The 18,862-nt window shown below is 63.2% G+C and carries 19 protein-coding genes; 18 read left to right on the top strand and 1 reads right to left on the bottom strand.

Going from position 1 to position 18,862, the window contains the following annotated elements; translation table 11 throughout:
• Positions 1-26: 26 nt before the first annotated feature.
• The 16 genes from MUU55_RS22815 to MUU55_RS22740 all read left to right on the top strand — a co-directional run bounded on the left by MUU55_RS22815 (position 27) and on the right by MUU55_RS22740 (position 16,812).
• Positions 27-968: an ABC transporter substrate-binding protein gene (locus tag MUU55_RS22815; protein ID WP_244763070.1), complete on the top strand. Its 942-nt coding sequence runs from the start codon at positions 27-29 to the stop codon at positions 966-968.
• 70 nt (positions 969-1,038) lie between these two features.
• Complete coding sequence (locus MUU55_RS22810) at positions 1,039-1,836, top strand: ATP-binding cassette domain-containing protein (RefSeq protein ID WP_244763069.1); 798 nt, start codon at positions 1,039-1,041, stop codon at positions 1,834-1,836.
• A gap of 38 nt (positions 1,837-1,874) precedes the next feature.
• Positions 1,875-2,843 (top strand): ABC transporter permease, encoded by a 969-nt coding sequence (locus MUU55_RS22805; protein ID WP_244763146.1) that lies wholly within the window; start codon positions 1,875-1,877, stop codon positions 2,841-2,843.
• Between the two features lie 2 nt (positions 2,844-2,845).
• The gene (locus MUU55_RS22800) at positions 2,846-3,937 is read left to right on the top strand and encodes a phosphotriesterase family protein (RefSeq protein ID WP_244763068.1); all 1,092 of its coding nucleotides are present in this window, start codon (positions 2,846-2,848) and stop codon (positions 3,935-3,937) included.
• 28 nt (positions 3,938-3,965) lie between these two features.
• Positions 3,966-4,730 (top strand): glutamine amidotransferase, encoded by a 765-nt coding sequence (locus tag MUU55_RS22795; protein WP_244763067.1) that lies wholly within the window; start codon positions 3,966-3,968, stop codon positions 4,728-4,730.
• Between the two features lie 19 nt (positions 4,731-4,749).
• Positions 4,750-5,655 (top strand): ribokinase, encoded by a 906-nt coding sequence (locus tag MUU55_RS22790; protein ID WP_244763066.1) that lies wholly within the window; start codon positions 4,750-4,752, stop codon positions 5,653-5,655.
• Between the two features lie 5 nt (positions 5,656-5,660).
• Positions 5,661-6,494 (top strand): BtpA/SgcQ family protein, encoded by an 834-nt coding sequence (locus MUU55_RS22785; protein ID WP_244763065.1) that lies wholly within the window; start codon positions 5,661-5,663, stop codon positions 6,492-6,494.
• Positions 6,491-7,762, top strand: coding sequence for a Zn-dependent hydrolase (locus tag MUU55_RS22780; RefSeq protein WP_244763064.1), 1,272 nt, complete (start codon positions 6,491-6,493; stop codon positions 7,760-7,762). The genes MUU55_RS22785 and MUU55_RS22780 overlap by 4 nt, the downstream gene beginning before the upstream one ends.
• Positions 7,763-8,009: 247 nt before the next feature.
• A complete protein-coding gene (locus tag MUU55_RS22775) occupies positions 8,010-10,169 on the top strand; it encodes a NosR/NirI family protein (protein WP_244763063.1) in 2,160 nt (719 codons plus the stop codon).
• Between the two features lie 14 nt (positions 10,170-10,183).
• The gene (gene nosZ, locus MUU55_RS22770; RefSeq protein ID WP_244763062.1) at positions 10,184-12,112 is read left to right on the top strand and encodes a TAT-dependent nitrous-oxide reductase; all 1,929 of its coding nucleotides are present in this window, start codon (positions 10,184-10,186) and stop codon (positions 12,110-12,112) included.
• 3 nt (positions 12,113-12,115) lie between these two features.
• On the top strand, positions 12,116-13,444 hold the full coding sequence (locus MUU55_RS22765) for a nitrous oxide reductase family maturation protein NosD (protein ID WP_244763061.1): 1,329 nt from the start codon (positions 12,116-12,118) through the stop codon (positions 13,442-13,444).
• A complete protein-coding gene (locus MUU55_RS22760) occupies positions 13,407-14,309 on the top strand; it encodes an ABC transporter ATP-binding protein (RefSeq protein WP_342346068.1) in 903 nt (300 codons plus the stop codon). The genes MUU55_RS22765 and MUU55_RS22760 overlap by 38 nt, the downstream gene beginning before the upstream one ends.
• Positions 14,306-15,127, top strand: coding sequence for an ABC transporter permease (locus MUU55_RS22755; protein WP_244763060.1), 822 nt, complete (start codon positions 14,306-14,308; stop codon positions 15,125-15,127). The genes MUU55_RS22760 and MUU55_RS22755 overlap by 4 nt, the downstream gene beginning before the upstream one ends.
• Positions 15,124-15,708 carry a nitrous oxide reductase accessory protein NosL gene (locus tag MUU55_RS22750; protein WP_244763059.1) on the top strand — a complete coding sequence of 195 codons (585 nt, stop codon included), beginning with the start codon at positions 15,124-15,126 and terminating at the stop codon, positions 15,706-15,708. Before MUU55_RS22755 ends, MUU55_RS22750 begins: the two co-directional genes overlap by 4 nt.
• A gap of 3 nt (positions 15,709-15,711) precedes the next feature.
• Positions 15,712-16,626 carry an FAD:protein FMN transferase gene (locus tag MUU55_RS22745; RefSeq protein WP_244763058.1) on the top strand — a complete coding sequence of 305 codons (915 nt, stop codon included), beginning with the start codon at positions 15,712-15,714 and terminating at the stop codon, positions 16,624-16,626.
• Positions 16,627-16,662: 36 nt separating this feature from the next.
• Positions 16,663-16,812, top strand: a complete 150-nt coding sequence (locus MUU55_RS22740; RefSeq protein ID WP_244763057.1) for a hypothetical protein — start codon at positions 16,663-16,665, stop codon at positions 16,810-16,812.
• A gap of 56 nt (positions 16,813-16,868) precedes the next feature.
• Here the strand turns inward: MUU55_RS22740 and ric are convergent, their stop codons facing one another.
• On the bottom strand, positions 16,869-17,546 hold the full coding sequence (gene ric, locus MUU55_RS22735) for an iron-sulfur cluster repair di-iron protein (protein ID WP_244763056.1): 678 nt from the start codon (positions 17,544-17,546) through the stop codon (positions 16,869-16,871).
• Between the two features lie 202 nt (positions 17,547-17,748).
• On the opposite strand from ric, the gene MUU55_RS22730 reads away from it, so the two are divergent.
• Positions 17,749-18,141, top strand: a complete 393-nt coding sequence (locus tag MUU55_RS22730; RefSeq protein WP_244763055.1) for a hypothetical protein — start codon at positions 17,749-17,751, stop codon at positions 18,139-18,141.
• Between the two features lie 169 nt (positions 18,142-18,310).
• Positions 18,311-18,841, top strand: a complete 531-nt coding sequence (locus tag MUU55_RS22725; protein ID WP_244763054.1) for a YcnI family copper-binding membrane protein — start codon at positions 18,311-18,313, stop codon at positions 18,839-18,841.
• Positions 18,842-18,862: the final 21 nt, after the last annotated feature.

The raw sequence follows: 18,862 nt of genomic DNA, 5'->3' as shown, positions 1-18,862 counted from the left end.
CGGCTTCTAACAAGGGGAACCTGAAAATGGGTCGGACCAAATATCTTCTCGGCTGCGCTGCAGCCGCAGCCATGACGCTTTCCATGGGCGTTTCCAGCGCCTTTGCCGATACATTCGCCCTCGTCACCATCAACCAGCAGGCACTCTTCTTCAACCAGATCAATGATGGCGCCAATGCTGCCGCCAAAGCTGCAGGCGCCGATCTCGTCATCTTCAACGCCAACAATGTGCCCGCAGCGCAGAACGATGCGATCGAAACCTACATCACGCAGAAAGTCGACGGCATCATTCTGGTTGCCATCGATGTCAACGGCGTGAAGCCGGCCATCACCGCTGCCAAGAATGCCGGCATTCCAGTCATCGCCATTGATGCACAGATTCCGGAAGGCGACAACGTCGCATTCGTCGGTGTCGACAACACTGCAGCCGGTGGCGAGATCGGCAAGTTCTTCTCCGACTATGTGAAGAGCGACATGGGTGGTGCGGCCAAGGTCGGCGTCGTGGGTGCGCTGAACTCCTTCATCCAGAACCAGCGTCTCGATGGCTTCAAGGCTGCCGTGGGTGAGGGCGGCCAGAAGGTCGAGTTCCTCAACACCGTTGATGGCCAGAACGTCCAGGACGTCGCGCTGTCGGCGGCTGAAAACCTGATGACTGCCAACCCCGACATGACGGCACTCTACGCGACCGGTGAACCGGCGTTGCTCGGTGCGGTATCCGCCGTTGCCAGCCAGGGCCGCGGTGATAGCATCAAGGTCTTCGGCTGGGATCTGACGAAATCCGCCATCGATGGTATCGACCAGGGCTTCGTTACGGCTGTGATCCAGCAGGATCCTGCCGGTGAGGGCAAGGCCGCGGTCGAGGCGCTCGTCAAGCTCAAGAAGGGCGAAAAGATCGAGCCGATCATCAATGTGCCGGTCACCATCGTTACCAAGGCGAATGTCGATCAGTATCGTGAAATGTTCAAGTAAGCCGAACTGCCGCCGCCGCCCGGCCTGACGATCAGGCTGGGCGGCCGGATTTCCAGCAAGGGCATTGAATATGACCGACACGCAAGTCAGCCGCGTCCGCATGACCGGCATTTCGAAGCGCTATGGCGCTCTACAATCGCTCGACAACGCCTCACTCGATCTGAAGCCCGGGGAAGTCCTCGGCCTCGTGGGCGACAACGGCGCCGGCAAGTCTACCATCAGCAAGGTTCTCTCCGGCGCGGTGATCCCGGATGCCGGAACCATCGAGATCGATGGCAGGGAGGTTGCCTTCACCTCGCCGGCGGATGCGCGCGCAGCGCGGATCGAGATGGTCTATCAGGATTTGGCGCTCTGCGACACGATCGATGTCGCCGGCAATCTCTTCCTCGGTCGCGAGCCGAAACGGCGGATAGCCGGCGTGCCGATGCTCGACAAAAAGCTGATGCACGAGCGGGCGCGCGACATGCTCTCCAATCTCGGCATCGTCATTCCCGACACGCGCATGAAGGTGGAAAATCTTTCGGGCGGCCAGCGCCAGTCCATCGCCATCGGCCGCGCCGCATCCTTCAATCCTTCCGTGCTGATCATGGACGAGCCGACCGCGGCACTCGCCGTCGCCGAGGTGGAAGCGGTGCTCGAACTCATCCGCACCGTCTCGCAACGCGGCGTGTCGGTCATCCTGATCACGCACCGTCTGCAGGACCTCTTCCTCGTCTGCGACCGCATCCAGGTGATGTATGAGGGGCGCAATGTCGCCGAGCGCCGGATCGAGGACACGAATATCGAAGACGTCGTCAATCTCATCGTCGGGCGAAAATTTGCCGCCCGGTCCGCAGGTCACAACCGGGAAAAAGGCGTCTCATCATGAGTTCCGAACCCAACGCCTATGCCAGCCACCCGCCCCGCATGCGCGAGGCGACCATCCTCGACAAGGTCGTGGCCAATGGCGGTGTCATGTCGATCGCGCTGTTCTTCGTCGCCTGTTGCCTGTTCTTTGCGGTGACGACCGATGCCTTCCTGACCGCACCGAACCTTCTCAACGTCATCAGACAGTCGGCCCCCTTGCTCATTGTTGCAGCCGCCATGACCTTCGTGATCACGACAGGCGGCATCGATCTCTCGGTCGGGTCCGTTCTCGCCTTGACGGCCACGCTTTCGGCGGCAGCGCTCCAGGCCGGTGTTCCCTGGCCGCTGGCTATCGTGCTGATGCTGCTGCTCGGCGGCATTGTGGGTGTTATTCAGGGTTACTTCATCGCCTATGAACGCATCCCCGCCTTCATCGTCACGCTCGCCGGCCTTTCCGTGATCCGCGGCTTCGCGCTGCTCATCACCGGTGGATATTCGATCCCGATCGAGCCGACGAGCCCCTTCGTGGCGCTCGGCCGCGCCTGGGTATTCGGTATTCCCGCTCCGGCGCTGATCGCCATCGTCATTCTCGCCGTCGCCTACATTGCGTTCAACGAAACCCATTTCGGCCGCTACGTCACGGGTGTCGGCGCCAACGCCGAGGCGACACGGCGGGCAGGCGTCAACACGCGCCGGATCACTCTTTGGGTCTATGTGCTCTCGGGTATGGCTGCAGCAGCAGCCGGCGTCATCCTCTCCGCCCGTCTCGGTTCCGGCTCGTCGAATGCGGGACAGGGCTTCGAACTCGACGTCATCGCGGCCGTCGTGCTTGGCGGCACCAGCCTTTTCGGCGGACGTGGCTCTCTTGTGGGGACCGTTCTTGGCGCGCTCACCGTTGCGGTGCTCGCAAATGGCCTCATCCTCTCGCATCTGTCGCCCTTCTTCACGCCGATCGTCACCGGCTTCATTATCCTCGTCGCAATCTGGCTGAATTTCCGTCTGTTCCGCGGCGGCGCAAAGGGGCGCTGACAATGCTCGATGATCTCTTCAAGGACGCGCCGAAAGAACGCCACCCCATTGGGGTGAACACCGGCGCCGCCATGACCGTCACCGGCCCCGTTCCGGTGGAGGATCTCGGCGTCACGCTGATGCACGAGCACATCTTCCTCGATGGTGCGACCAGCTGGATCTGCCCCTGCCATCCGGACGAAAAGGCGATCGCCGAGCAGAAGGTCTCGATCGAGATCATCGGCGAGTTGCGCATGAACCCCTATATGAACCGGGACAATGTCTCGCTGGACGATGGAGACCTGGCGCTTGGGGAGCTCAAGCGGTTCCAGGCGCTGGGCGGTTGCACCGTGGTCGAAACGACCAATTTCGGCATCGGCCGCGATGCGGCAGGACTTGCCCGCATCGCGCGCATGTCGGGGCTGCGGATCATCATGGGCACCGGATTCTATCTGGAGCACACCCATCCCGACTGGCTGAAAGCCATGGACGTCGATGCGGTCACGCAGTTCATCGTCGATGACGTCGGCGGCGGCGAGACGCAGCCGGAGATCATGGCCGGCATCATCGGTGAGGTCGGCGTCAGCCGTCATTTCACTGCCGAGGAGGAGAAGTCGCTGCGCGCTTCGGCGCGGGCATCGCGCATCACCGGTCTGCCGCTCTCCATTCATCTGCCGGGCTGGGAGCGTCTGGCGCATCGCGTGCTCGACGTGGTGGAAGAGGAGGGCGCCGATCTGCGCCACACCGTCCTTTGCCACATGAACCCCAGCCACAACGATCTCGATTACCAGATGGCCTTGGCAAAGCGCGGTGCCTTCCTGGAATACGACATGATTGGCATGGACTACTATTATGCCGATCAGGACGCCCAGTCGCCGTCCGACGAGGACAATGCCCGTGCCATCTCCGCCCTCATCGACAAGGGTTTCGGCGACCGGCTGCTTTTGTCGCAGGATGTGTTCCTGAAAATCATGCTGACGCGCTATGGCGGCTTTGGTTACGGCTACATCCTCAAGCACTTCCTGCCACGGCTGAAGCGCCATGGCGTCGATCAGACGGCCATCGACCACATGCTGATCGACAACCCGAAATCCGTCTTCTCCGCCATCGCCTGAGCGCTGGCCCATCGTTCAAGGAGTTTCCATGACCAAGAAAAAAGTGCTGCTCGCCGGCGAATCCTGGGTGTCGACCGCAACCCACATCAAGGGTTTCGACCAGTTCCCGACGGTGACCTACCATACCGGTGCCGACGAATTGCTGAAGGCTCTGAAGGATAGCCCGTTCGACGTCACCTTCATGCCGGCGCACGAGGCGCAGAAGGAGTTTCCGAGCACGCTCGAAGGTCTTCAGGCCTATGATGCCATCGTGCTCTCGGATATCGGCGCCAACACGCTCCTTCTGCATCCCGATACCTGGATCCACTCGCGTCGGACGCCGAATCGCCTGAAACTCTTGCGCGATTACGTTGCCCAAGGCGGCGCGCTCCTGATGTTCGGTGGCTACTATTCGTTCCAGGGCATCAATGGCGGCGCGCGCTTCCGCAACACCGCGGTCGAAGAGGTGCTGCCGGTGGCCTGCCTTCCCGTCGATGATCGCGTCGAAGTGCCGGAGGGATTTACGCCCGTTGTTTCGGGCGATGCCTCGCATCCGATCCTTTCGGGTATTTCCGGTGAATTCCCCTATCTGCTCGGCTTCAACGAAGTGACGCTGAAGGAAGGGGCAAACCAGCTCATGACCGTTTCCTCGGAATATGGTTCGCTGCCGCTGCTCGTTACGGGTGCTTACGGCGAAGGCCGTACGCTCGTCTGGACGTCTGATGTCGGCCCGCACTGGCTGCCGCCGGAATTTATCGCATGGCCGGGCTACAAGACCCTGTTCGAGCAAATGCTCGCCTGGGCAACGGACTGAACGGGAAGGTCTCGGGGTCATGACCGTCCACGTCGTCGGCAATGTCTGCGTCGATACGAGCTTTCGCCTGGAGCGGTTGCCGCAACCGGGTGAAACGCTGAACGCAGCTGCTGCCGGTGAAGGCCTGGGCGGCAAGGGGGCAAACCAGGCCGTCGCTGCCGCCCGGACAGGGGCGTCGGTCACGCTCTGGGCGCCTTTCGGAAGGGATGCGGCCGGCGACGGGATGGAGAACCTGCTTTCCGCGGAGATTTCCGACCTGCGCCTCTCACGCCTGAACCTGCCCAGCGACCGCTCGGTGATCCTGATCGATCGCCACGGCGAGAACGTCATCGTCACAGCCGCCGCCTGCGCGGAGGCGTTCGATCCGCTGACGATGTGCCCGATCGTATCGACCTGGTGTGCCGGCGATATGCTGCTGATGCAGGGAAACCTTGGTCTCCATGCGACGGCACAATGCCTGAAGGCGGCGCACGCGGCCGGGCTGTTCACGGTTTTCAATCCGAGCCCGCTGCCGGCCGAAGCGCTGGATCTGACGGCAGTATCGCTCCTGATCGTCAATCGCCCGGAGGCCGAGGCCTTGACCGGGGAGACCGATCCCGAACGTGCCGCCGACCGCCTGCGGGCGATGGGGGCCGCCACCGTCATCGTGACGCTCGGTTCGGAGGGCGCCATTGTTCTGGATGCATCCTCTTATCTCCAGATCCGGGCTGAAGAACGCCAGGCTGTGGATGCAAGCGGGGCTGGCGACTGTTTTGCCGGCACGTTGGCGGGGCTTCTCGCGCAGCGCGTCTCTCTTTCCGACGCCGCAAGACTTGCGACACGGGCGGCGGGTCTCGCTGTCGGCCGTATCGGCACGCTTGCCTCCTTCCCCACCCGAGCGGAGCTTTCCGCCCTGACCAATATATTGAAACTGGAAAACGTGTGATCGCCATGAGCAACCCAATCGGACGGCAGGACAAGGATACGCTGAGGACGCTTTTCGGGCGCGACAAACCGGTGATCGGCGTGGTGCACCTGATGCCGCTGCCCGGCGCGCCGCGTTATGACGACGAAGGCGTCGAGGCGATCTATGAGCGTGGTCTGTCTGATGCGCGCGCCTATCTCACGGGCGGCTGCGATGCCGTCATCGTCGAAAACCACGGCGATGTGCCCTTTGCCAAGCCCGATGATATCGGTCACGAGACATCGGCGCACATGGCCGTTATCGCGGACCGTATCCGCCGCGAGCTCGGTCGCCCGATCGGCATCAACGTGCTCGCCAATGCGGCGATCCCGGCGTTGGCTATCGCGTCTGCCTCGTCGGCATCCTTCATTCGCGTCAACCAATGGGCCAATGCCTATATCGCCAACGAGGGTTTCGTTGAGGGAGAATCGGCAAGGGCGATGCGCTACCGCGCCCATCTCCGCGCCCGTGGCATCCGCATCTTTGCCGATGCCCACGTCAAGCATGGGGCGCATGCCATCGTCGCGGATCGGCCGGTCGAGGAGCAGGTCAAGGACCTCGTATTCTTCGATGCCGATGTCGTCATCGCCACCGGCCAGCGCACCGGCCATGCGGCCGATCTCGGTTATATCAGGATGATCAAGGAGGCTGCATCGCTGCCGACGCTGGTGGGCAGCGGCGTCACGCACGACAATGCCAACGATATCCTGTCCGTCGCCGACGGCGTGATCATCGCAAGCGCTCTCAAATATGATGGCGTCTGGTGGAATGCGGTTGAGCTCGACCGGGTCAAGCGTTTCATCGCAGGCCTTGGCCGATGAATATGAAGCCGGAGGTCAACGCCGCGCGCCTTCTTGCGTCCGTCGCCGATTTTGCGGCGATCGGTGCAACGCCGGCCGGTGGCGTTAACCGGCAGGCCCTGGGCGTCGAAGACCGCGTGGCCCGTCGGCTGCTTGCCGAGCGTGCGCTGGCGCGCGGCTTCTCCGTCTTCCAGGATGAAATCGCCAATCTGTTCATTCGCCGGGAAGGGCGCGATGCCTCCCTGCCGCCGCTCCTCATTGGCAGCCATCTCGACAGCCAGCCGAACGGCGGTCGCTTCGACGGTGCGCTCGGAACGCTCAGTGCCTTCGAGGCACTCGAAGCGCTCGCCGACGCCGGCGTCGAGACCGATCACGCCGTTGAAGTTGTCGCCTTTACCAACGAAGAAGGCAGCCGCTATGCGCCAGGGTGCATGGGCTCCATGGCCTTCGCGGGGGCGGGAGCCTTGGCAGAATGGCAATCAATTCATGCAACGGACGGCCCTGTGCTGGCCGAAGAACTGGCCACGACGCTCGCTGCGCTGCCTGAAGCAAAAATGCGGCCGATTGGTCATGCGATTTCCGCATTCGTGGAACTGCATATTGAACAAGGCCCGATACTCGAGCGGGAGGATGTGCCGATCGGGGTCGTCACGGCGGTACAGGGTACGAAATGGCTTGAGGTTACCTTCTCCGGCAAGGCCGCCCATGCCGGCACCACCCCGCTTGAATTTCGCAAAGACCCCATGAGTGCGGCGGTGGCGGCGATCGCAAGTCTCCAATCAGCGATCATGCCAACGGACCCGGACGCGAGGCTGACGGTCGGTCGTATTGCTGCAGAACCCGGGTCCATCAACGTTATTCCGAACAGCGTTACCTTCACGGTCGACATCCGTCATCCGGATGCTGCCACGCTTGCCGTGATCGAGCGGCATGTTCGTGACGAATGCGAAGCTGCAAGTGCACGATGGGATTGCGAGCTTGCAATAAAACAGCGCGTAGACATGCCGCCCGGACGATTTGCACAATCCATCGTCGAGGCCATTGAAAATAGCTGCGAAAGGCTGGGTCTCAAGAGCCGCCGAATGGTCTCCGGTGCTTTTCACGATGCGCTTTTCGTCAATCGTGTCGCGCCGACTGCCATGATCTTCGTGCCATGCCGGGATGGCATCAGCCACAACGAAGCGGAATTCGTGGCCGATCATCATATGATTTCCGGCGCCCGGGTCTTGCTCGATGTGGTCGAGCGGTTAGGCGCCAATTCCAAGGCGTTCCGATCGACCAGCTTGTGACCATGCCGTCGAAGCCGTCGATAACAAGCGGCGGGCAACCGGGGCGGTTGTCGCCCAGCACGAGCACCAGGCCACGCGCTTTGGCCCGGTCGTCAATCGGAATTCCATCATGACACAGCATCTGTGTCCGAGCGTTGCACCATTAAATGACGTGGTCTGACTAGTTGCCACTTGTTTGACGCAAGTCAACGACCGCTTGGCGTGAAAGATCCAATGCTCCTGCAACGATCTGCGGGAACGCCCTGGAATGAAACTCTTCCGCCTTGTCTTTTTCTTTTGCGCCAGCCTGTGCCTCGCCTTCTCAGCGAATGCCGGTACGGTGCTGCAAGACTATCTGCCGACCACGGCTGCTTCCGATCTCGTGCAGGGCGCAGATGGTTTTGGTGCTGTGCGTGACGATATCGCAGTGGCGCCGGTGCTGAAGGCCGGCAAGACCGTTGCCTGGGCCTTCGTTACATCCGATTTCGTGGGCACGACGGGCTATTCCGGCAAGCCGATCCACACCCTCGTGGCGGTGGGAACGGATGCGAAGATCATCGGCGTGCGGCTGGTCAAGCATTCCGAGCCGATCGTGCTCATCGGCATTCCCGATGCAAAGGTGAAGGCGCTGGTGGCCGGCTATGCCGGGCTCGACCTCGTCGCTGAGGCAAAATCGGGCGGTACGGCGCATGAGGTCGACATCATCTCCGGCGCGACCGTGACGGTAATGGTGATCGACGATTCGATCGTCCGTTCGGGCCTGAAGGTTGCACGCGCTCTTGGTCTCGGTGGCCTCACGCCCGAAGCGGACAAGGCCGGCCCGCGTTTCGAGATCGATCCCGCTGCTGCAGCGCCAGCGGACTGGACCGAGGCTGAGGGCAACGGGACGCTGCGCCGGCTATCGCTCGACGTGGCGCAGGTCAATGCTGCCTTCGCCGCACACCCCGACGAAAGGGCGCGTGAGCGGGCGATTGCCGAAGCGCCGCAAACGACCTTCATCGACATGCAGGCGGCACTGGTCTCCGTTCCGGCAATCGGTGGTGCGCTGCTCGGCCCGGCCGAAGACGCCAATCTCAAGGCTTGGCTGAAAGACGGCGAGAATGCCATCGCCGTGATGGCGCGCGGCCTCTATTCCTTCAAGGGCTCGGGTTATGTGCGCGGTGGCATCTTCGACCGCATCGTGCTGATCCAGGATGACGTGTCCGTGCGCTTCCGCGACCGCGACCATCGCCGTCTTGGCGGCATCGCGCTTGCCGGCGCGCCTGAATTTACCGAGATGGATTTATTCCGCATTCCCGCCGGTCTCGGTTTCGATCCGGCGAAACCCTTCCGCATCCAGCTTCTGGCGCAGCGTGAAGTCGGGCCGATCGAGAAGGTCTTCCATACCTTCGACCTCGGCTACCAGCTGCCGCAGAAATATCTCCGCGCCGTGGTGCCGCCGGTGAAGGAGGCTGTCGCCGTCGCCGACCGTGGCGAGGGGGCCGCACAGGCCGATCTCTGGAAACGCATCTGGCAGGATTCCAAGCTGAAGATCGTCGTGCTCGGCGCCATGCTGGTGGTGCTGACCGGGGTCTTCTTCTTCCAGACCTATGCGGTGAAGAACGCCAAGGGGTTCTACATCTTCCGCATCGCCTTCCTGACGGTGACACTGGTGTTCCTTGGCTGGTATGCCAATGCGCAGCTTTCGGTCGTCAACCTGATGGCGCTGTTCGGCAGCCTGGTCACCGGCTTCAGCTGGCAGGCGTTCCTGCTCGATCCCTTGACCTTCATCCTGTGGTTTGCCGTTGCCGCCGCACTGCTCTTCTGGGGGCGCGGCGCCTATTGCGGCTGGCTCTGCCCCTTCGGGGCGCTGCAGGAACTGACCAACCAGATCGCCCGCAAGCTGCGCATCCCGCAATGGACTTTGCCCTGGGGGCTGCATGAACGGCTCTGGCCGGTCAAATACATGATCTTCCTCGGCCTTTTCGGCGTGTCGCTGATGAGCGTCGAGCAGGCCGAGCACCTGGCCGAGATCGAGCCGTTCAAGACCGCGATCATCCTGAAGTTCATCCGCGCCTGGCCGTTCGTGGCCTATGCGGTGGCGCTTCTGGTCGCCGGGCTCTTCGTCGAGCGGTTCTATTGCCGCTACCTCTGCCCGCTCGGCGCCGCACTCGCCATACCCGCGCGCATCCGCATGTTCGACTGGCTCAAGCGCTATCACGAATGCGGAAGTCCCTGCCAGACCTGCGCGATCCAATGTCCGGTGCAGGCGATCCACAAGACCGGCGAGATCAATCCGAACGAGTGCATCAACTGTCTGCACTGCCAGGTTCTCTACCAGTCCGAAACAATGTGCCCCGTCGTGATCAAGAAGATGAAGTCGCGGGCCAAGCTCGCGGCGAGCCCGGGCGGTGCACCGATCCATCAACCCGCAGCAAAAGTTAACTGAAGAAGGAGTCGATCATGGAATCGAAGGAAAACAAGGGGCTGAGCCGCCGCGCGCTCTTCAGCGCCACGGCAGGGACGGCCGTTCTTGCCGGCACGATGGGGCCGGCGGCCCTTGGCCTGGGGGCTGCGGGTCTCGCGACCCCGGCGCGCGCCGCTGCCGGAGCTGACGGCTCCGTCGCGCCCGGCAAGCTGGACGACTATTACGGCTTCTGGTCCTCCGGACAGTCGGGCGAGATGCGCATTCTCGGCATCCCCTCGATGCGCGAACTGATGCGGGTTCCGGTGTTCAACCGCTGCTCGGCTACCGGCTGGGGCCAGACGAATGAATCGATCCGCATCCACCAGCGCACGATGACGGAGAAGACCAAGAAGCAGCTCGCCGCGAACGGCAAGCACATCCACGACAACGGCGATCTTCACCACGTCCACATGTCCTTCACCGAGGGCAAGTATGACGGCCGCTATCTCTTCATGAACGACAAGGCCAACACCCGTGTGGCGCGCGTGCGCTGCGACGTGATGAAGACCGACGCCATTCTGGAAATCCCGAACGCCAAGGGCATCCACGGCCTGCGCCCGCAGAAATGGCCGCGCTCCAACTACGTCTTCTGCAACGGCGAGGACGAAGCGCCGCTGGTCAACGACGGCTCGACCATGACCGACGTCTCGACCTATGTGAACATCTTCACCGCCGTCGATGCCGACAAGTGGGAGGTCGCCTGGCAGGTGAAGGTTTCCGGCAACCTCGACAATTGCGATGCCGACTACGAGGGCAAGTGGGCCTTCTCGACCTGCTACAACTCGGAAATGGGCATGTCGCTGGAGGAGATGACCAAGTCGGAGATGGACCATGTCGTCGTCTTCAATCTCGCCGAGATCGAAAAGGCGATCGCCGCCGGTCAATATGAAGAGATCAACGGCGTGAAGGTCGTGGACGGCCGCAAGGATGCCAAGTCGCTCTTCACCCGCTACATCCCGATCGCCAACAACCCGCACGGCTGCAACATGGCACCGGACAAGAAGCACCTGTGCGTGGCCGGCAAGCTCTCGCCGACCGTCACGGTGCTCGACGTTACCAAGTTCGACGCGATCTTCTACGACAATGCCGAACCGCGCAGCGCCGTGGTGGCGGAACCGGAACTCGGTCTTGGCCCGCTGCATACCGCCTTCGACGGTCGCGGCAATGCCTATACGTCGCTCTTCCTCGACAGCCAGGTGGTGAAGTGGAACATCGACGAGGCCATCCGGGCCTATGCCGGTGAGAAGATCAACCCGATCAAGGACAAACTTGATGTTCAGTATCAGCCCGGCCACCTGAAGACGGTGATGGGCGAGACGCTGGATGCCACCAACGACTGGCTGGTATGCCTATGCAAGTTCTCCAAGGACCGCTTCCTGAATGTCGGTCCGCTGAAGCCGGAGAACGACCAGCTGATCGACATCTCCGGCGACAAGATGGTGCTGGTGCATGACGGCCCGAACTTCGCCGAGCCGCACGACGCGATCGCCGTCGCCCCGTCGATCCTGCCGAACATCAAGTCGGTATGGGACCGCAAGGATCCGCTCTGGGCCGAAACCCGCAAACAGGCCGAGGCGGACGGCGTCAATATCGACGAGTGGACCGATGCCGTCATTCGCGACGGTAACAAGGTGCGCGTCTATATGACCTCGGTCGCACCGAGCTTCAGCCAGGAAAGCTTCACGGTTAAGGAGGGTGACGAGGTTACGGTCATCGTCACCAATCTCGACGAGATCGACGACCTGACGCACGGCTTCACCATGGGCAACCACGGCGTCGCCATGGAGGTCGGACCGCAGATGACGAGTTCGGTCACCTTCGTCGCGGCCAATGCAGGCGTCTACTGGTACTATTGCCAGTGGTTTTGCCATGCGCTGCACATGGAAATGCGCGGGCGCATGTTCGTGGAACCGAAGGGCGCCTGAGCGATGCGGCTGTCCGTTTTCCTGATCGGCCTACTACTCGCTTCGCCGCTTGCGGCGGGGGAGCGTGCCGTCGCGCCGGGTACGGGCAGCCTCGCAGCCGCCATCGCCGGGGCTGCACCCGGCGATGTGCTCGTTCTTGCCGACGGGGTCTATGCCGGCCCCGTCGTCATCGACCGGTCGCTCACCATTTCCGGCCCTCGTGGCGCGGTGGTGGACGGGCAGGGGCGGGGCAGCGTGATGACGATTTCCGCTGCCGACGTGACCCTGACGGGTTTTACCGTCACCGGCTCGGGCCGCGTCAACCAGGATCTCGATGCCGGGGTGAAAATCCTGGAGGGTGCCGACCGGGCACGCGTTGAAAAGCTGCTCGTCACCGGAAACATGCACGGCATCGACGTGCATGGCGGCCACGATGCCGCCATCAGCGGAAACGAGATCATCGGGACCGACAGCCCGCGCATGAACGAGCGCGGCAACGGCATCTATGTCTGGAACAGCCCCGGCACGCTCCTGGAGAACAACGTCATCCGCTATGGCCGTGACGGCATCTTCTCCAATGCCAGTGCCGACAGCATCTACCGTGGCAATGTCATGCGCGACCTGCGTTTTGCCGTGCATTTCATGTACACCCGCAACACCGAGGTTTCCGGCAATATCTCGATCGGCAACCATCTCGGCTTCGCCATCATGTTCTCCAACAAGGCGAAGATCCTCGACAATTTGAGCCTCGGCGACCGCGAGCACGGGCTGATGCTGAACTATGCCAACAATGCCGACGTCACCGGCAATCTGGTGCGCGGCGGCACGAAGAAATGCCTCTTCATCTACAATGCCCACAAGAACCTGATCTGGAACAACCGCTTCGAGGGCTGCGGTATCGGCATCCATTTCACCGCCGGGTCCGAGAAGAACGTGCTGACCGGCAATGCCTTCATCGCCAACCGCGAGCAGGTGAAATATGTCGGCACGCGCAACATGGAATGGAGCCATGAGGGCAGGGGCAATTTCTGGTCCGATCACCCCGCCTTCGACCTCAACGGCGACGGCATCGCCGACAGTTTCTATCGCCCGAACGATCTGATGGACCAGATCCTCTGGTCGCAGCCGGCGGCAAGCCTGCTCATCGGTTCGCCCGCCGTGCAGCTCGTGCGCTGGAGCCAGCGGGACTTCCCCGCAACGCTGCCCGGCGGCGTGCGCGACAGCGCGCCGCTGATGCGGCCGCTTACCATATCCGTCCCGCCCGAAATCCTCGGCTTTGAGGCCGAAGCCGCCGGTCGCTGGGCCGAAGGAAATCATGATGACACCGACCCTGACAATCTCGCGGCTCACTAAGCGCTTCGGCGAGGTGGAGGTGCTGAAGGCCGTTTCGCTGACGTTGGAAGCGGGGCGGCGCGCGGCGCTGCTCGGCCACAACGGTGCGGGCAAATCGACACTGATGAAGATCGTGCTCGGCCTCATCCCCCATGATGGCGGCGACATCACGGTTTGCGGCATGGCGCCCGGTTCGCCGGCGGCGCGCGCGCGCGTTGCCTATCTGCCGGAGAATGCCGCCTTCCACCCGGCTTTAACCGGAGAAGAGCAGCTTCGCCACTATCTTGCTCTGCGTGGGGAAAATCCGAAGCAGGCCATGGCGCTTCTTGCCCGTGTCGGGCTGGAGAAGGCGGCGCGCCGACGCATCGGCACCTATTCCAAGGGCATGCGCCAGCGCGTCGGCCTCGCGCAGACGCTGATCGGCCGCCCGCGTCTCCTCGTGCTGGACGAGCCCACCTCGGGTCTCGACCCGGTATCGCGGCGCGATTTCTACGATCTTCTCGATGGCCTCGCCGCCGAGGGAACCGCGATCCTGCTGTCCTCCCACGTGCTGACCGAGGTGGAGGCGCGCACCGATCGTATCCTCATTCTTTCTGGTGGCGAACTGGTCGCGGAAGGCACGCTCGCCGATCTGCGGGCTCGCGCATCACTGCCCGTCTCGCTTCTCGTGCGCCCTGCTTGCGGTCGTGAGCCATCGCTGGCGGCGGCTTTTCCGGAAGCGGTCGCGAGCGGGGATGGGCTTCTGCGCCTTTCCTGCGCGCAGGCGGACAAGCTGCCACTGTTGGCCCGCATATCCGCGCTCGGGGGCGATGTCGCCGATCTCGATGTGATCCCGCCGAGCCTTGAGGACATCTACAGCCATTTCAGCCGGAGGGACGGACAATGAACCGCATCCTCGCCACCGCGATCTCGGAATTCCGCATCGCCTTTCGCAATCGCTGGGTCTCCATCGCGACGGGTATGATGGTGCTGTTCGCGCTGGTGCTCGCCGCCGCCGGCGCTGCACCAACGGGGGATGTCGGTGTGGACCGGCTCTCGGTAACGGTCGCCTCGCTCACCTCGCTCGCCGTCTATCTCGTGCCGCTTCTGGCGCTCCTGATGAGCTTCGATGCGGTGGCGGGGGAGGTGGAGCGCGGCACGCTGCCGCTGCTGCTCACCTATCCTGTCTCGCGCCTGCAGATCCTGCTCGGCAAGCTGCTCGCCCATCTCGTGATTCTCGCCCTCGCAGTCACGCTCGGTTACGGCGCGGCGGCGCTGGTCGCCGTCTGGTCCGATGCCGAGGCGATCAGGGGGCTGGGATCTTTGTGGCGGCTGATCTGGTCCTCGGTGCTGCTCGGAGCCACTTTCCTCGGCGCGGGCTATGCGCTCTCGGCCCTGGCGCGCCGGCCGTCCGGGGCGGCTGGTTTTGCCATCGCGCTCTGGCTCGTGGCGGTGGTGCTCTACGATCTCGCGCTGCTTGCGCTGATCGTCTCGGATGGAGGTGGTGCCTTCACCACGCAGGCGCTGCCCGTGGCTCTGCTTGCCAATCCCGCCGATGCCTTCCGCGTCTTCAATCTCTCGGCGGCGCAAGCCGTTGCAGCGGCCGGCGGTATCGGCAGCGCGGCGGGGGCCATTCCACTCTGGCAATCGGCCGCTTCGCTCTTCGTCTGGCCGCTTGCTGCCATCGCGCTTGCGGTTGCTGCTTTCCGGAAGGTGACGCCATGAGGATCTCGCTTCGTTCGGCCCTGTTCGTTGGCGCATTCGCTCTGCTTGCCGGCTGCAAGGAGGAGGTGGTTCAGGCCACGGCCCCGCAGGATATGACGCCCGAAACTCTCGGCCACTATTGTCAGATGAATCTGCTGGAGCATCCCGGGCCGAAGGCGCAGGTTTTCCTGGAGGGCAACGCCGCGCCGCTGTTCTTCAGCCAGGTGCGCGACGCCATCGCCTATATGCGCGGCCCCGAGCAGGTCGCGCCGATCCTCGCCGTCTATGTCAACGACATGGGCAAGGCGGGTGCGGCCTGGGACCGGCCCGGCGATGGCAACTGGATCGCCGCCGACACAGCCTTCTATGTCCTCGGTTCAGCGCGTGCGGGTGGCATGGGCGCGCCGGAGGCGGTGCCGTTTTCCAGCCGGGAGCGCGCCGAGGATTTCGTTCGCGCCGAGGGCGGCCAGGTGCTGACGCTCGCCGACATCACCAATGACATGGTTCTCGCGCCGGTCGAAGCCGGAGCGGACCAGGGGGACGAAGACGATGCGGATTTCGACGGCCGCCTGCGCGTCCTGCAAAACAAAGCCGGAGGCTGACCCATGCCCATCACCCGACGCCGCCTGATCACGATTTCCGCCGCTCTGGCCATCCTGCCCGTTGCCGCCCGAGCCTCCATGACGGGCACGACCCGCCAATGGACGGGGCAGGCGCTGGGCGCGCGCGCCTCGATCCGGCTCGACCATCCCGACGAGGAGGCCATCGCCGCCCGCGTCATGGCCGAGATCGACCGGCTGGAAGATATGCTCAGCCTCTACCGGCCGCAGAGCGCGCTGTCTCGCCTGAACCGCGATGGTTATCTTGCCGCCCCGCCTTTCGAATTGCTCGACTGCCTGTCGCTGGCCGGTGCCGTCCACCGCGCGAGCGGCGGACGGTTCGACCCGACCGTGCAGCCGCTCTGGGCGCTCTGGGCCGAAGCGGCGGCAGGCGGTACAAGGCCCGATGCGCAAGCGGTCGAGACGGTCCGCCGCGGGACCGGCTGGGCGAAGGTGGAACTCGACGCGGCCGCCATCACCCTGCAACCCGGCACGGCGCTGACATTGAATGGTATCGGCCAGGGCTATGTTGCCGATCGGGTCGCCGCCCTGCTGGAGGCGGAGGGGCTGAGCAATATCCTGATCGATACGGGTGAGCTGCGGGCGCTTGGCGGTAAGCCGGAGGGCGGGAACTGGCCGGTACGCCTGGAGACGGGCGAACGCCTGTCGCTGCGCCAGCGCGCACTCGCCACCTCTGCCCCACTCGGTACGACCTTCGATCAGGCAGGCCACGACGGCCATATCCTCGACCCCGCGACTGGCATGCCGGCGGCATCAGCATGGCGTTCCGTGTCGGTCTCGGCGCCGTCGGCCGCCATTGCCGATGCGCTCGCAACCGCGGTCTGTCTGATGTCCGATCCGGAGGAGATCCGGATCATGCTCGGACATTTTGAAGGCGCGCGTCTGGAAGCCAGCGCCTAGCCAGGCATTCGATCCCCGCAACGACGAGAGGCTCTCATGAACAAGAGAGAACCGCGCAAACCCCTGGTGTTTTCCGGCGAGCAGGTCAGCGGCAGGGAAATCAACGGCAGCAGCCTGATGCCGATGCTGATCGCCGGGCTTGTCCTGATCGCGGTCGGCTATGTGGTCGTGATGGTCTTCGTCTGACGAATGTGTGGCGGAGCGGCACCCGGAAAATCCGGATGCCGCTTTCAGTCTCTCGCTCAGGCACCGATGGCGGCTTCCAGCGTCTCGAAGCGCGGGAAAAGCACGGCATTCTCCAGATGCATGTGCACGACGAGATCATCGGTGAGCTTGCGCAGTCCCGTATAGAGCGCCGTCCACGACCCGCAAGCGCCCTCAGGCAGCGCCATGCCATGGGCTGCATGCTCGATATCCTGAAGAAGCCTGACGGTATCGGCATGTTCATGGCGCATTTGCGCGATCGGGCGGGAGATCCGCGTATTTTGCCCCTGCCGCATCAGCGGGAAGAGGATTTGCTCCTCGCTCGTCATGTGGTCTTCCAGTTCCGCCTGCAGCGCGACCAGTGCGCGGGCCAGCCCGGACGGAGCGACGGGATGGTCGCCGTGAACACGTTCGACCTTCTCGGCAAGCGGTATCAGGAAGGTCAGTTCGCGGCGATGGGTCTCATGGTAGCGCGACAGAAGGTGATCGATGAGCGGCCCGGTCTCCTGCGGTGCTTCAAGGCCTGCCATCCGCTGGAGCGTTTCCAGTTCGGCAAGCAGGTCCGCTGGCGAAAGGCCGGCCCTTTCGGCCGCTTGGCGCAGAGGGATGTCACCCGCACAGCAGAAATTGATGGCAGAGCGGCGAAAAAGCTCGGCCGCACCCGGCAGTTCGGCGGCAATGGTGGTCACGGTGGTTTCGAGAGAAAGCGTTTGCATGCTTGATCCTTTGAAGGAGGGAAGGGGCCTCATTTTGCAGGATCGGCATGCGCCGTCTTTGCGCCCAGCCGAACAAATGAGCGCATGTGGCAAAGGCTATCGTGGCGCTGCTTGCTGCGCCGCAAAGAGTGCGACAATTCGGCGGCGCGAGAGCCTTTTCATTACGCGGCGCGCTTGGTAAGCCTCGGTGCGAGAGGTTTTGATGACGATGCACATGCAACAACGCCGGAACGGATGGGTGGCTTTCGCCGTCGCCGTGCTGATGGCGTTGCAGGTTCTTCTGAGCCCCCTGGCCCAGGCTGCCACGGCTGGCAGTTCGGCGGTGGATGCCTATGGCAACCCGCTCTGCATCACCCATCTCGACGAGCAGAAACCGGCCTCGACGCCGGGCAAGGAACGCTCGCTCGCTCCCGATTGCTGCACGCTGGCCTGCGGCATGGCGGCAGGCCTCGTTCCGCCCTATCGCCCTGTCCTCATCCTGTTCAATCCGCTTGCACAACCCTCGCAGCGGATTTTCGACGGCTATGACGACCACGCGCCTTCGGCGCATGAGGCTCTGCCCGGACATCCTCGCGGTCCCCCGACGATCGCCTGATCGCTGGCCTCGTACCGGCAGGGTCATCGTGTGCGTGCATCATGCGGGTTTCCCCGCCCTGATCTCTGCACGCGTGGACCACCTGCTGTGCGCCCTTGCGATCCTATGTCCTTTCCCTTTTCCATCATATTTTGCCGGCAGGGATGACCGGCTCTCTTGGAGACTGACAATGCTGAAAAGAACACTTGCAACCGTTGCCGCCCTTGCGCTCGGTTCCAGCGCCGCCCTTGCCCATGTTTCGTTGCAGCTGAAGGAGGCGCCTGTTGGTTCGACCTATCGCGCGATCTTCCAGGTGCCGCATGGCTGCGAGGGCAAGCCGACCAATGTGGTGCGCGTGCAGATCCCCGAAGGCGTGATTGCGGTCAAGCCGCAGCCGAAGGCCGGCTGGGCGCTGGAAAAGGTCAAGGGGGCCTATACGAAGTCCTACGACTACTACGGCACCCCGACGAGCGAAGGCGTTAAGGAGATCGTCTGGAGCGGCGGCAATCTCGGTGATGACGAATACGACGAATTCGTGCTGCGCGTTTACCTGACGAAGGATCTGAAGGCTGGCGAAACGCTCCATTTCCCGGTCGTGCAGGAATGCCCGGACGGTGCTGCCGAGCGTTGGATCGAGATCCCGGCCGCAGGCCAGTCTGAAGACGATCTCGAACTCCCAGCTCCGGGCGTCAAGCTGCTCGATGCGGTAAGCGGCCACTGAATAACTTTGGCTGGCGCTGTC

Origin of the sequence: Shinella curvata, assembly GCF_022899935.1 — a bacterium.
GTDB lineage: Bacteria > Pseudomonadota > Alphaproteobacteria > Rhizobiales > Rhizobiaceae > Shinella > Shinella curvata.
The sequence above is the reverse complement of the archived record's forward strand: the minus strand, read 5'-3'. Positions and strand labels throughout refer to the sequence as shown.

Excerpts from the sequence above, each read along its gene's own strand:
- MUU55_RS22740 (WP_244763057.1), top strand. The coding sequence starts at position 16,663 with ATGAACAAGAGAGAACCGCGCAAACCCCTGGTGTTTTCCGGCGAGCAG.
- MUU55_RS22750 (WP_244763059.1), top strand. The coding sequence starts at position 15,124 with ATGAGGATCTCGCTTCGTTCGGCCCTGTTCGTTGGCGCATTCGCTCTG.
- MUU55_RS22790 (WP_244763066.1), top strand. The coding sequence starts at position 4,750 with ATGACCGTCCACGTCGTCGGCAATGTCTGCGTCGATACGAGCTTTCGC.
- MUU55_RS22810 (WP_244763069.1), top strand. The coding sequence starts at position 1,039 with ATGACCGACACGCAAGTCAGCCGCGTCCGCATGACCGGCATTTCGAAG.
- MUU55_RS22760 (WP_342346068.1), top strand. The coding sequence starts at position 13,407 with ATGATGACACCGACCCTGACAATCTCGCGGCTCACTAAGCGCTTCGGC.
- ric (WP_244763056.1), bottom strand. The coding sequence starts at position 17,546 with ATGCAAACGCTTTCTCTCGAAACCACCGTGACCACCATTGCCGCCGAA.
- MUU55_RS22785 (WP_244763065.1), top strand. The coding sequence starts at position 5,661 with ATGAGCAACCCAATCGGACGGCAGGACAAGGATACGCTGAGGACGCTT.
- MUU55_RS22745 (WP_244763058.1), top strand. The coding sequence starts at position 15,712 with ATGCCCATCACCCGACGCCGCCTGATCACGATTTCCGCCGCTCTGGCC.
- MUU55_RS22730 (WP_244763055.1), top strand. The coding sequence starts at position 17,749 with ATGACGATGCACATGCAACAACGCCGGAACGGATGGGTGGCTTTCGCC.
- MUU55_RS22775 (WP_244763063.1), top strand. The coding sequence starts at position 8,010 with ATGAAACTCTTCCGCCTTGTCTTTTTCTTTTGCGCCAGCCTGTGCCTC.
- MUU55_RS22795 (WP_244763067.1), top strand. The coding sequence starts at position 3,966 with ATGACCAAGAAAAAAGTGCTGCTCGCCGGCGAATCCTGGGTGTCGACC.
- nosZ (WP_244763062.1), top strand. The coding sequence starts at position 10,184 with ATGGAATCGAAGGAAAACAAGGGGCTGAGCCGCCGCGCGCTCTTCAGC.
- MUU55_RS22725 (WP_244763054.1), top strand. The coding sequence starts at position 18,311 with ATGCTGAAAAGAACACTTGCAACCGTTGCCGCCCTTGCGCTCGGTTCC.
- MUU55_RS22800 (WP_244763068.1), top strand. The coding sequence starts at position 2,846 with ATGCTCGATGATCTCTTCAAGGACGCGCCGAAAGAACGCCACCCCATT.
- MUU55_RS22755 (WP_244763060.1), top strand. The coding sequence starts at position 14,306 with ATGAACCGCATCCTCGCCACCGCGATCTCGGAATTCCGCATCGCCTTT.
- MUU55_RS22815 (WP_244763070.1), top strand. The coding sequence starts at position 27 with ATGGGTCGGACCAAATATCTTCTCGGCTGCGCTGCAGCCGCAGCCATG.
- MUU55_RS22780 (WP_244763064.1), top strand. The coding sequence starts at position 6,491 with ATGAATATGAAGCCGGAGGTCAACGCCGCGCGCCTTCTTGCGTCCGTC.
- MUU55_RS22805 (WP_244763146.1), top strand. The coding sequence starts at position 1,875 with ATGCGCGAGGCGACCATCCTCGACAAGGTCGTGGCCAATGGCGGTGTC.
- MUU55_RS22765 (WP_244763061.1), top strand. The coding sequence starts at position 12,116 with ATGCGGCTGTCCGTTTTCCTGATCGGCCTACTACTCGCTTCGCCGCTT.